Below are 10612 nucleotides of genomic sequence, written 5' to 3'. Positions count from 1 at the left end.
GCCCTGCATGGTTACGACGATCGTCCTCGGCTCGGGGATCATGTTGAGCAGCTTGACGGTATAGCCATTGCGGATGGATCCGTCGGTCAGCGTGACGAACTGGGGATTGCGATCATGCAATACGTTCAGTTCGAGCCGATCGCGCGTCAGCAGCGAATAGAGCAGGCCGAGGCCGATCAGCGACCACAAGCCCATGTAGACGTAGGTGCGCGGCCGAAAGATCTTGCGGATGTGAAAATGCGCCACCTTGTCGGAGAACAGGCCATCAGCGGTCCTGATCAGCGATGGATTGACTGAGCTGGACCCGCCTGCAGTCGCCAGCATCATGTTGGCGTTGTAGTCGGAGAGCGTCGCATAGGCGATCAGCCCACGCTCCTTGCCGAGCTTGTCCATGACGCCGTCACAGGCGTCGATGCAGAGCGCGCAAGTGATGCATTCGAGCTGCTGGCCGTCGCGAATGTCTATCCCCATCGGGCAGACCGCGACACAGGCATTGCAGTCGACGCAGTCGCCCACGGGCTGGCCTGCGGCCAGCACCTTCTTGGCGTGGCGCGAACGCGGTTCGCCGCGCCAGTCATTGTAGGTGACAGTGAGGGAATTTTCATCGAGCATGGCCGCCTGGATGCGGGGCCACGGGCACATATAGGTGCAGACCTGTTCGCGCATCAGACCGCCGAACGTGTAGGTGGTAGCCGTCAGGACGGCGACAGTGATGTAGGCGACGGGCGCCGCAGTGCCGGTGAAGAGCTCGCCGAGCAGCGTCGGTGCATCGGCAAAGTAGAAGATCCAGGCGCCGCCAGTCGCCGCCCCTATGACCAGCCAGATGGTGTGCTTGGACACACGCAGCATGAGCTTGCGCGCGGTCCAGGGACCTGCGTCAAGTTTCATGCGGGCGTTGCGGTCCCCCTCGATCGCACGTTCGACGACGAGGAACAGATCGACCCACACCGTCTGAGGGCATGCATAGCCGCACCAGGCACGGCCGACAGTCGAGGTGATCAGGAAAAGACCGACGCCCGCCATGACCAGGAGGCCGGCCACATAGAAGAATTCCTGGGGCCATATCTCGATGAAGAAGAAGTAGAAGCGCCGGTTCGCGAGATCGAGCAGGACTGCCTGGTCCGGGGCAAATGGACCGCGAGCCCAAGGCAGCCACGCAGCCAGGTAGTAGATGCCAAGTGTGATCGTCATCACCAGCCATTTGAAGCGACGAAAGTTGCCCGAGGCGCGCTTCGGAAAGATCTTTTGACGCGCGGCATAAAGCGGCTTGCGGGTTTTGGCGGAATTGACAGTTTCTGTTTCGAGCCGTGTCAACTGCGTCTTATCACGCATGTGCAACTCCACTTTCCCAGCCAATGTCAGGGGCACCTGTCGTAAAGCCTCGCGGTAGGATAGCCTTGCCGGGTTGTGCAGATCGCATTAGGGATGGTGTCGAGGCCCGGCTCACGCCGGGCCTCGTCCGCTTGGCAGGGGGGACCGAAGAATAGGACTTCCATTCCTATTCTCCGCCGCCAAGCGAATGGACATAAACTGCAAGTTCCTTGACCTTGATCTCGCCGAGACGGCCAACCCAGGCCGGCATGACGCCCTGTTTTGGCGCACGGACCTGTGCGGCGATGGCTGTCTCACCGGATCCATAGAGCCAGATCGCATCGGTCAGGTCGGGGGCGCCGAATTCCCTGTTGCCTTTTGCATTGTCGCCGTGACAGGCGACGCAGTTCTCGGCAAAGACCTTGGCGCCGGGTTGGATCAGACTTGCATCGCGGACCTTGCCGGAAAGGCTGGCCACGTAGGCGCTGACTTGTGCGATCTGGTCGGCGGTAATGATGTCGCCGAAGGCCGGCATTTCCGACAGGCGCGTGTCCGGATCGGATGCGAAGCGGATGCCGTGCGTAATCGTCTGCTGGATCTGCTCGGCCTTGCCGCCCCATAGCCAGTCGTCGTCGTTGAGATTGGGAAAGCCCTTGGAACCTTGGGCGCCGGAGCCGTGACATTGTACGCAATTGACCTTGAAAGCGGCGCCACCGGCGGCGATTGCGAATTCGCGCAGGCCGTCGTCCGCGGAGATCTCCGAGACGCTCTTGGACTCCACCGCCGAGATATATTTGCCCTTGGCGGCCTCAGCCGCAGTCAGCTCGTTCCTGACCTCGTTGCGGCTGGAATAGCCGAGCACACCCTTCGTCGCCGAGTGCAACAGAGGCCATGCTGGATAGGCGATGGTGTAGCCTATCGCCCAGACAATGGTGACGTAAAAGGTGATAACCCACCATCTGGGAAGCGGGTTGTTCAGCTCCCGGATGCCATCCCATTCGTGGCCGGTGGTCGAGACGCCAGAGATTTCATCGATATGCTCGTCGCTCATGATCACTCGTCCTCGAGCGGAATGCGGGCCGCTTCGTCGGCCAGCCTTCGGCTGCCGGGGCGTAGGGCAAAGGCGATGCACCCCACGAAGAACAGCGCCATCGCAACCAGGCCCCAGCTGTCGGCAAACGCCCGCATCAAATTGTAGGTCATCAGCGTTCTCCTCAGCGGTAGCCGGCGGCTTCGTCGTAATTTTTGAAGTCGACCAGTGTGCCAAGCATCTGCAGGTAGGCGAGCAGGGCATCCATTTCGGTGACCTGTTGCGGGTTGCCGTCGAAGTCGCCGATCTTGGCTTTTGGGTAACGCGCCTCAAGGCCTGATGTGTCGGCATTGGGATCGGCCTGCGCCGCCAGATCCGCATTGGCGTGGACGATCATGTCATCGGTGTAAGGGACGGCTGCAAGCCTGTTGGCGACCAGATGCGTTGAGAAATCCTTCACGTCGATCGGCGTGTCTTTCAGGAACCCATAGCTCGGCATGATCGATTCCGGCACCACCGAGCGCGGGTCGGTAAGATGCGCGACATGCCATGCATTCGAGTAGCGGTCGCCAACTCTGGCGAGATCCGGCCCGGTGCGCTTCGATCCCCACTGGAAGGGGTGATCGTACATGGACTCGGCAGCTAGGCTGTAGTGGCCATAGCGCTCAACTTCGTCGCGGAACGGCCTGATCATCTGGCTATGACAGAGGTAGCAGCCCTCGCGCATATAGATGTTGCGCCCGACAAGTTCGAGCGGCGAATAGGGGCGCATGCCTTCCACCTTCTCGATCGTATTGTCGAGATAGAAGAGAGGCGCGATCTCGACGATGCCGCCGACCGTCACCACGAGCAGCGAGCCAACGAGAAGAAGCGTGGCGTTCTTCTCGATGATTGCGTGTTTGTCCATCAAGCCCATTACCTGGCTCCTGATCGCGCAGGTCGGATGGCGACGGGGCTCGGCATCGGCTCCTCCTCGCGCTGGTGGCCGAGGATGGTCCTGGTGATGTTCCAGGCCATGATCAGCGCGCCGGAGAGGTACATGGCCCCACCGATGGCGCGCATGACATAGTAGGGGTGCATGGCGGCGACGGTCTCGGCGAAGGAGTAGACCAGGAAGCCCTGCTCGTCGTATTCGCGCCACATCAGGCCCTGCATGACGCCGGATACCCACATCACCGCGGCGTAGACAACGATACCAAGTGTCGCCAGCCAGAAATGCCAGGTGACCAGCCGCAACGAGTAGAGCCGTTGCCGGTTCCAGAGCTTCGGCACCATGTAGTAGATTGCGCCGAACGAGATCATGCCAACCCAGCCGAGCGCGCCCGAATGGACGTGGCCGATCGTCCAGTCGGTATAATGCGACAGCGAATTGACCGCCCGGATCGCCATGATGGGGCCTTCGAAGGTCGACATGCCATAGAAGGCGACGGCCATCACCATCATGCGTATGATCGGATCGGTGCGCAGCTTGTCCCAGGCGCCGGACAGCGTCATCAGGCCGTTGATCATGCCGCCCCAGGACGGCATCCACAGCATGATCGAGAACACCATGCCGAGCGTCTGCGCCCAATCGGGCAAGGCGGTGTAGTGCAGGTGATGCGGCCCGGCCCAGATGTAGAGAAAGATGATCGCCCAGAAATGGACGATCGACAGCCGGTACGAATAGACTGGCCGGTTCGCCTGCTTGGGCACGAAATAATACATCATGCCGAGGAAGCCGGCGGTGAGAAAGAAGCCGACCGCGTTGTGGCCGTACCACCATTGCGTCAAGGCGTCCTGGACCCCTGAAAAGGCGGAGTAGCTCTTGGAGCCCAGGAACGAGACTGGTATGGACAGGTTGTTGACCACATGCAGCATCGCGATGGTGACGATGAACGACAGGTAGAACCAGTTGGCCACGTAGATATGCGGTTCCTTGCGCTTCAGGATCGTGCCAAGGAACAGAATGAGGTAGGCGACCCAGACGATGGTCAGCCAGACATCCACATACCATTCGGGTTCGGCGTACTCGCGGCCCTCGGTGATGCCGAGCAGGTAGCCGGTCGCGGCCATGACGATGAACAGCTGGTAGCCCCAGAAGACGAACCAGGCCAGATCACGGCCGAAGAGGCGGGCGCGGCAGGTGCGCTGCACGACATACAGAGACGTGCAAAGCAGCGCGTTGCCGCCGAAGGCGAAGACGACACCGGATGTGTGCAACGGCCGCAAACGACCGAAATTGAACCAGGGCTGGATGTTGAGATCGGGGTAGGCGAGCTGCAGCGCGATCACCACGCCGACCAGCATGCCGACGACACCCCAGAACACGGTGGCGATCGCGCCGTAGCGGATCGGACCATCCATGTAAGCGGATGGGTCAATCGGAGCTGCTGGCTTGAACTCCGTGTTGCGCAACAGGATCGCAGTGAAACCAGCCACTGCGAAGAACAACACCCACATGTGTCGGCGGAAAGGTTCATCCACGCCGAAGCCGGCGGCCACCAGGGCCGCAAAAGCGAACACGCTTAGAAGGACGATCTCTGTGCCGAATTTCATTGCAGATCCCGATCTCGAATCTGGTGGATGCCAAATCCGCAGCGCACTAATCGCGCAGCCGCCGCCCCCTCGCCCTGATCTATGTCAGGCCGCAAGATTTTGTGTCGGCGGCGCAATCAGCAGGTGGCGAATGAACGAGGAACGCAGCGCGGGCTCACCCCCCTCATGGAAGGCGTTCCCTGGGTTGGGCGGGCGCAGACGCGATCGCTGAGGCGAAAGCTGAGGCCCTGCGCGCGTTGGATGCTATTGCCGATGCCCTGCCAAACGTTGTTCGGATCCCATTGGAAACGAACGCGATCGTTCCGCCGAGCCGTGGCAGATTAAGGACCATGCTTCGCCGGTATGTGCCGAAACACACCTGGCGATTGGTCACGTTCCTATCAAAGCCCGAAAGCTGTTTGTCTCGACCGTGACGCCGCTTCGTCGAAGGCGCGGCAACATCGCATTAAAAGGCAAACACGGCCCGCCCCGGAGTCATGCGACATGGCCTCGCCGCTTAGGGCCGCTCGCGTCCGCCGCCACAGCGCTTCTCCAGACGGCTTATGCTGTCCACCGTCACATGGCGTGCGTTCTCAATCCGAATCACCCCGTCAGCCCGCAATCGCGTCAGTTGGCGGCTCACGGTCTCGTTGGTGATTCCAAGGAAATCAGACATTTCGACACGCGTCAGCGGCAGATCGAAGGACGCCGACCCGGAAGCCGCATCGAGACTGGAATCGATATTCCGGGCCATCATGAGGAGAAAAGTCGCTACCTTTTCCGGAGCTGTCTTGCGCCCCAGCGTCACCATCCACTCGCGCGCCTCATCGAGTTCATTCAGCGTCTGTTTGAGCAGGCGATGCTCGAATTCCCGTGACGCCTTCATCATCCGTTCGACGGCCGCTCGCGGAAACGAACACAGCGTGACTGCTGTTGCCGCTTCCGCATTGATCGAGCTTTCCACCTTGAAAGGACGTCCCAGAAAATCCGGTGCAAACTGGAGACCGACGATCTGCTGGCGCCCATCCGACAGGCTCTTTGATAGCTTTACAACGCCTGAAAGCACGTTGGAGTAGCTGTCGACGTTCTGTGCCTCGCCGGTCAACTCCATTCCTGACTCGATCCGGCGACGCGAGCAAGTCTTGGCGAGCCCAACCAAATTGTCTGGATCGAGCGCACCGCAGACACCGCGACGCCGTGCCTCGCAAGGGAAGCAAAGAACAGGAATGCCGGAACTATGAATGTCTTGCCGAAAGGTCATGCGTTCGCCTTACCCGATCCTAACTGCCGGCAGGATACCCATCCAGGGTAGAGAAATCCTGCGGCGGTTTGTCCATGAGCGCGGCTGATCGAGATCAGGGTCTGCTTCAGCGATGCGTGCAGTGTTCCGGCGGGCAACACGGTGAACGCGAGATGCAATCGGAAATAGCTGTCAAACTCAGCGAGAACGTCCCACGCTACACCAGCTATCCGACGGCGCCGCATTTCCATTCGGGGATCGATGCTGCCATTTACCGTGGCTGGTTGGAGACGCTGGAAAGCGGCGACGAAATCTCGCTGTACCTGCACATTCCTTACTGCGACAAGCTCTGCTGGTTCTGCGCCTGCCACACCAAGCAGACGCACCAATATGAGCCGGTGGCCGCTTATCTGCGCTCGCTGAATGCCGAAATCGTCACGATTGCCGGTCTGCTGAGCGGCAAGGCACATGTCCGTGCAATCCACTTCGGTGGCGGTTCGCCAACTATTCTGAGGCCCGATGATATGGTTGCTCTTGGAGCGGCCTTGCGGGACAGCTTCGACTTTCTCCCGGATGCTACGGTCAGCATCGAAATCGAAACCAACGACATGGACAAGGCGCGCCTTGATGCACTTGCTCAAATCGGCGTAACCCGGGCGAGCCTCGGCGTGCAGGATTTCGATCCGCAAGTGCAAAAAGCAATTAATCGTGAGCAGAGTTTTTTGCAGACCAAGGCAGTCGTCGACGGGGTTCGTTCGCGGGGCGTCGAATCGGTCAATCTGGACCTGCTCTACGGGCTCCCGAATCAGACACGCGAGACGATCTGTTCCACGGTGGCGCAGGCACTGACCTTGGAGCCAGACCGGATGGCCCTGTTCGGCTACGCACATGTGCCCTGGTTCAAGAAGCATCAGACGATGATCGACGAGGCATGGCTGCCGAGTCCCACTGAGCGTTTCGCCCAATCTCAACTCGCGGCGCGGGCAATTGTCGCCAAGGGATATGAGGCAATAGGACTCGATCATTTCGCGAAGCCCGACGATGCGCTGGCCATAGCGGCCCGCGCAGGGGTTTTGCATCGCAATTTTCAGGGCTACACTGAGGATCGCTGCCCGACACTGATCGGACTTGGCCCTTCGTCCATCGGTCGTTTTCGCCAAGGCTACGTGCAAAACATGGCTTCGACTGCCGGGTACGGGCGCATGGTTGCGGATGGCGGGTTGGCTGCCGTCCGCGGCGTTGCCCTTTCCGACGACGATCGCGTCCGTGGCTGGATCATCGAGCGGCTGATGTGTGATTTTGCCTTCTCGGCAGTCGATCTGGTGGAGCGGTTCGGCAAAGCCGGCGAGCAGCTCCTTCATCGCTCGAGGTCCATCGCACTCCACGATCCTGCCCGAGCGCTTGAATTCGATGGTGACAGTTTCCTCGTACGGACTGAAAGTCGCCCCTTCATTCGAACCATCGCGGCCAAGTTCGATACATATTTCAAAGGGGGAACGGCGAGGCACTCGGTGGCGGTCTGAGCAAAGCACAGTGCGCTCGCCGTTTGGTCGATCGGCGAACCAGCTGCGTTCGTTTTGACCGCTCATAGGCGACTACCGCATCAAATCGAAAATGCAAACTTAGGCTGTTGCGCGGTATCTCCTTCCACATCCTCTCTTGCGCATACCTACATTCCAAGGGGTTTGATCCTATGCTTCGCGAGGAGCAGGTAGGTCGCGACAGCTAGGCAATGTTCCAGCTGCCCTAGCGGAGGAGTCACGATTTTCCGGCAAGCTCCGTCGGCAGACGTTCTTTTCTGGCCCTGGCAAAGGCTCGGTCGCCTTCCAGAAACGCCGCCAGCATGAAAGGGATGAGTTCTGCCACGGTTTCAGACTGACCATAGGTCTGACGGTAAAGTGCAGCATACTCCTTGAGTGTTTGGCTCAGCTCCGCGCTGACGGTAATGGTGATCTTCGAAGCTGTTCGGTCCGGAAGTTTTCCAAGTTTCAGGTCAGCCATGATAACTCCTGCTCAACTGGCGTATGGCCGCAGCACGATGTCCTTGTGCACGATGACGCGCAGTGGCCAACCTGGGCGGACGACGATGGTGGGCTGGATATTGAGGTTTTTTTCGGTGATGCGCTGGCCGGCTCGACTGGCGTTCTGCTGGGCTGATTCCCGGATCGCCTTGACCAGATCGCTCTCGTTTTCGCCGAGGCTGAATTCTGTGCCGACACCGAGCAATGTGGCAAGCGCCACTCCCTTGATCATCTGCCAAGTGTGGAAATCGACTTTGTCTTCCAGCCCTGCGTAGCCGGCGGTGTCGCTCGCGGGCAGATTGTCGATTTCGGCCGACGAGCCGTCGGGCAGCAGAATGCGCTGCCAGACCAGCAGCGCTCGCTTTTGCCCGAACGCGACGACGCTGTCGTAGACGCCGATAAGACGTGAGCCCTGCGGAATCAGCAATATGTTGCCCGTGACCGTGTCGTGCACATTTTCGGTGACTTGCGCGACGACAAGGCCCGGCAAATCGGAATTGATGCCGGTGATCAGGCTGGCGGCAATCACGCTGCCAGCCATCAGTTGATATGGCGAGATCGGCGTCTGAAGCGCATGCGGATTGTAGATCCCGCCAGTGCTCCGCTGGCTGAGAAAATCAAGCTTTCGCTGCTGATTGTTCTGGTCGCCTTCCGCCGCCGCCACCGAGGCTGACGCGCGTCCTGCTTCGGATTGGGGAAGCGCCTCAAATGGATGCTGAGCAGTTTGCACGCTCTCTCCGACATCTGTCTGTTGAGCTCGATTTTCGACGCGGAAAAGCACCCGCGATTCACGCGCTTCGATCGCCTGCTGCGCTAGACGCTGCTCCTCGGCCGAGATGTCTTGGCCCGGCACGATGCCGAGCTGGCGCTGCCGCTCGAGGATGGGGCGGCCGAGGTCGCCCGGCAAAGGTAGCCCAAGGACGGGAGGCTTTGGCTTCATGCCGGAATAGTCATGGGGAAGCGTATCGAGTCCCTCGGCGGTTGGTTTGCGCTCAGTGTTGTAGAGATCTTCCGCCTGATCCCTGATGCGAAGGGCCGGCCCCTGGAGGGCGATCATGGTAACGCCGAAGACAGCGCCGGATCCGAGCGCTGCGATAGCGATGATCACACCGCGCCTGAACCGCACCACGCGGCGGGGAGAGGCCCGAAGCTGCAGTTCCTCGGGATCCAGTTTCGGCGGGATGCCAGAGCGGGAATTTTCGATCATGAGCCCTCACCTCGCCGGCTGCCGCGAAAGAGCGAGATCCGCCGTTGCGGTTGCCTGCCGTCAATCCTGCTGATGCGGATCACCTGCTGCCGCTTGGTGCCGAGGCGAAGTTCGGCCGCGGCGAAGAGCCGATCGACGATGTAATAGTTGCCGCGCACGCGATAGTTGACGAGCTCGCTGCTCCCATCTGCGCCGACGATGAAGAGTGGTGGCGCCTCGCCCTGATCTATGCGACGAGGGAACTCAATATAGACCTTGCTGCCGTCGTCGAAGGCTCGCGTCGGTCTCCAGGGCGGTGTGTCGCCACTGATTGAGTAGCGAAAGCGAAGGTTTTCGAGCGCGATGTTCGACGCGACCGGTGTAACTGCCTCGGCTTGAGCATTGCGCTGGCGAAGCGCGATGATCTGGTCTTGGCTGTAGGTCCAGGAGATTGCCGCCATTGCGGTCTTCTCGGTGCTTTGAAGCTGCAAATGATAGGTCCGCCGGTCCGTCGTAATGACGACATTGGTGGCAAGACCCGGCGCGAAGGGTTTTACCAGAACATGGGTGCGCTGATTGTCACCGGTGCCGCTTGCGGTATCGCCAATGACCCAGCGCACGGTGTCGCCAGCCGACACGGCGGTTAGTTTCTCGCCCGGCTGCAGAGCGATGTCGGTCACGCGCTCCGGCGCGGCATAGAGTTGATAAAGCGCGCCATCGGTGAAGGGGTAGACTTGCACTGCATTAACATACCCGTACTTGGTGGGTTGCTGGGTCGCGGCTTTGTTGGCATCAGCGACGCGTTCTTCAGGAGGGCGCTTGTCCTCGGCCTTGCCGGGCTCGGGCTGCATTTGGCCAGGCAGCGGCAGTGGTTTTGGCACCTCGACAATTCTAATCGGCCTCTCCGGCGCTTTTTCGATCGCGGCCGGTTTGAAGTCGGCAGCGTCATAGGAAATCTCAGGCGGCGGCACCTTCTTCGATGCACAAGCGGAAACGACCGCTGCCGACACCGATAGGATCAGCACGGCACGAATCGGTGACATTTTACCTTTCATTGGTGGACTCCGTCGGAGAAAGGGGGGCTGGGACGGCGCTGTCGAGCTCGCGTGACCAGTCAATGGCATTGATGAAGACGCCGAGCGGATTCTTGCGCAGCTGATCCGTATTGCTTGGCGAGCGGATCACGATCGTGAGGATCGCAGTCCAGCGCATCGTGCTGGCAAGGCTTCCGCGCTCAAACACCTGCTCGGTCCATTTGACCTGGAATGAACTTTCGGAGGCTCTGACCACGCTGGTGACCTGTACCGAAA

The 10612-nt window shown here is 60.2% G+C and carries 11 protein-coding genes; 1 reads left to right on the top strand and 10 read right to left on the bottom strand.

The genetic code is table 11. The features are described 5' to 3' along the window. The 6 genes from ccoG to EOA27_RS08220 form a co-directional block, all read right to left on the bottom strand. Positions 1 to 1332 (bottom strand): cytochrome c oxidase accessory protein CcoG (gene ccoG, locus EOA27_RS08245; RefSeq protein WP_127255894.1); only part of this gene is annotated, 1332 nt, incomplete at its 3' end. A gap of 166 nt (positions 1333 to 1498) precedes the next feature. Further along, complete coding sequence (gene ccoP / locus EOA27_RS08240) at positions 1499 to 2362, bottom strand: cytochrome-c oxidase, cbb3-type subunit III (protein WP_126057790.1); 864 nt, start codon at positions 2360 to 2362, stop codon at positions 1499 to 1501. Between the two features lie 2 nt (positions 2363 to 2364). Then, on the bottom strand, positions 2365 to 2514 hold the full coding sequence (locus EOA27_RS08235) for a cbb3-type cytochrome c oxidase subunit 3 (protein ID WP_024502864.1): 150 nt from the start codon (positions 2512 to 2514) through the stop codon (positions 2365 to 2367). A gap of 11 nt (positions 2515 to 2525) precedes the next feature. Further along, complete coding sequence (ccoO, locus tag EOA27_RS08230; protein WP_127255891.1) at positions 2526 to 3257, bottom strand: cytochrome-c oxidase, cbb3-type subunit II; 732 nt, start codon at positions 3255 to 3257, stop codon at positions 2526 to 2528. After that, positions 3257 to 4876 (bottom strand): cytochrome-c oxidase, cbb3-type subunit I, encoded by a 1620-nt coding sequence (ccoN, locus tag EOA27_RS08225; protein ID WP_126057788.1) that lies wholly within the window; start codon positions 4874 to 4876, stop codon positions 3257 to 3259. The genes ccoO and ccoN overlap by 1 nt, the downstream gene beginning before the upstream one ends. A gap of 496 nt (positions 4877 to 5372) precedes the next feature. After that, complete coding sequence (locus EOA27_RS08220) at positions 5373 to 6116, bottom strand: Crp/Fnr family transcriptional regulator (protein ID WP_126057787.1); 744 nt, start codon at positions 6114 to 6116, stop codon at positions 5373 to 5375. A 152-nt stretch (positions 6117 to 6268) separates the two neighbouring features. On the opposite strand from EOA27_RS08220, the gene hemN reads away from it, so the two are divergent. Next, on the top strand, positions 6269 to 7618 hold the full coding sequence (gene hemN, locus EOA27_RS08215; RefSeq protein WP_126059321.1) for an oxygen-independent coproporphyrinogen III oxidase: 1350 nt from the start codon (positions 6269 to 6271) through the stop codon (positions 7616 to 7618). Positions 7619 to 7853: 235 nt separating this feature from the next. On the opposite strand, the gene EOA27_RS08210 is transcribed toward hemN, so the two are convergent. The 4 genes from EOA27_RS08210 to EOA27_RS08195 all read right to left on the bottom strand — a co-directional run. Next, complete coding sequence (locus tag EOA27_RS08210; RefSeq protein WP_126057786.1) at positions 7854 to 8096, bottom strand: DUF2274 domain-containing protein; 243 nt, start codon at positions 8094 to 8096, stop codon at positions 7854 to 7856. Between the two features lie 12 nt (positions 8097 to 8108). Further along, entirely contained in the window at positions 8109 to 9323 is a 1215-nt protein-coding gene (locus EOA27_RS08205; protein ID WP_126057785.1) for a TrbI/VirB10 family protein, read from the bottom strand. After that, the gene (gene trbG / locus EOA27_RS08200) at positions 9320 to 10345 is read right to left on the bottom strand and encodes a P-type conjugative transfer protein TrbG (protein ID WP_127232321.1); all 1026 of its coding nucleotides are present in this window, start codon (positions 10343 to 10345) and stop codon (positions 9320 to 9322) included. Before trbG ends, EOA27_RS08205 begins: the two co-directional genes overlap by 4 nt. A gap of 1 nt (position 10346) precedes the next feature. Then, positions 10347 to 10612, bottom strand: a 266-nt coding sequence (locus tag EOA27_RS08195; RefSeq protein WP_245491051.1) for a VirB8/TrbF family protein, incomplete at its 5' end; no start/stop codon positions are given.

The organism is Mesorhizobium sp. M2A.F.Ca.ET.037.01.1.1, assembly GCF_003998075.1.
Lineage (GTDB): Bacteria > Pseudomonadota > Alphaproteobacteria > Rhizobiales > Rhizobiaceae > Mesorhizobium.
This window is presented reverse-complemented; position numbering and strand designations above follow the sequence as displayed.

What these genes read in the sequence shown, in the direction of transcription:
- ccoN (WP_126057788.1), bottom strand. Translation starts at nt 4,876, where the DNA reads ATGAAATTCGGCACAGAGATCGTCCTTCTAAGCGTGTTCGCTTTTGCG.
- ccoO (WP_127255891.1), bottom strand. Translation starts at nt 3,257, where the DNA reads ATGGGCTTGATGGACAAACACGCAATCATCGAGAAGAACGCCACGCTT.
- EOA27_RS08235 (WP_024502864.1), bottom strand. Translation starts at nt 2,514, where the DNA reads ATGACCTACAATTTGATGCGGGCGTTTGCCGACAGCTGGGGCCTGGTT.
- EOA27_RS08205 (WP_126057785.1), bottom strand. Translation starts at nt 9,323, where the DNA reads ATGATCGAAAATTCCCGCTCTGGCATCCCGCCGAAACTGGATCCCGAG.
- trbG (WP_127232321.1), bottom strand. Translation starts at nt 10,345, where the DNA reads ATGTCACCGATTCGTGCCGTGCTGATCCTATCGGTGTCGGCAGCGGTC.
- hemN (WP_126059321.1), top strand. Translation starts at nt 6,269, where the DNA reads ATGCAATCGGAAATAGCTGTCAAACTCAGCGAGAACGTCCCACGCTAC.
- EOA27_RS08210 (WP_126057786.1), bottom strand. Translation starts at nt 8,096, where the DNA reads ATGGCTGACCTGAAACTTGGAAAACTTCCGGACCGAACAGCTTCGAAG.
- EOA27_RS08220 (WP_126057787.1), bottom strand. Translation starts at nt 6,116, where the DNA reads ATGACCTTTCGGCAAGACATTCATAGTTCCGGCATTCCTGTTCTTTGC.
- ccoP (WP_126057790.1), bottom strand. Translation starts at nt 2,362, where the DNA reads ATGAGCGACGAGCATATCGATGAAATCTCTGGCGTCTCGACCACCGGC.